The organism is Citrobacter sp. TBCS-14, from assembly GCF_005280805.1.
In the GTDB taxonomy this organism is placed as follows: domain Bacteria; phylum Pseudomonadota; class Gammaproteobacteria; order Enterobacterales; family Enterobacteriaceae; genus Citrobacter; species Citrobacter gillenii.
The window spans coordinates 1-602 of sequence record NZ_SZWM01000271.1 but is presented as its reverse complement, the minus strand read 5'-3'; the positions used below and the strand labels follow the sequence as shown (position 1 = coordinate 602).

The following is a 602-nucleotide window of genomic DNA, read 5'->3' as shown; positions in this document are numbered from 1 at the left end:
CCGGTAAAAGCGCCATCTTCATAGCCAAACAACTCCGCTTCCAGTAAGGATTCGGTGATTGCCCCGCAGTTGACGGCGACAAACGGTGGTGAGGGTTTACCGCGTCGATTCTCCTGACGGGTGAAATATTCACGATGAATGGCCTGCGCCGCCAGCTCTTTACCCGTGCCCGTTTCGCCCTGAATCAACACCGGTGCGCGAGAACGGGCGTAGAGCATTATGGTGTGCCGTACCTGTTCCATCTGCGCAGAGTGACCGCGCATATCANGTGCGCATCGTATCGCCAGAAGCGTATTGACCGTTTCGCCGTAGCGTCAGGCGCGTCATATCCAGCGCATCGACAAAGGCCTGGCGCACGGTAGCCGCTGAATAGATAAAGATGCCGGTCATACCCGCTTCTTCCGCCAGGTCGGTAATCAGCCCCGCGCCGACTACCGCTTGTGTACCGCTGGCCTTCAGTTCGTTGATTTGCCCACGAGCATCTTCTTCAGTGATATAGCTGCGCTGTTCAAGCTGCAAATTGAAGGTCTTTTGAAAGGCGAGAAGCGCAGGAATGGTTTCCTGATAGGTAATGACGCCAATCGATGATGTGAGTTTTCCCG

General features: G+C 55.2%; 1 pseudogene. It reads right to left on the bottom strand.

Annotation, left to right across the window (positions count from 1 at the left end):
• Positions 1-602 (bottom strand): annotated as a pseudogene (locus FDX22_RS12460) (PrpR N-terminal domain-containing protein); the annotation flags it as partial.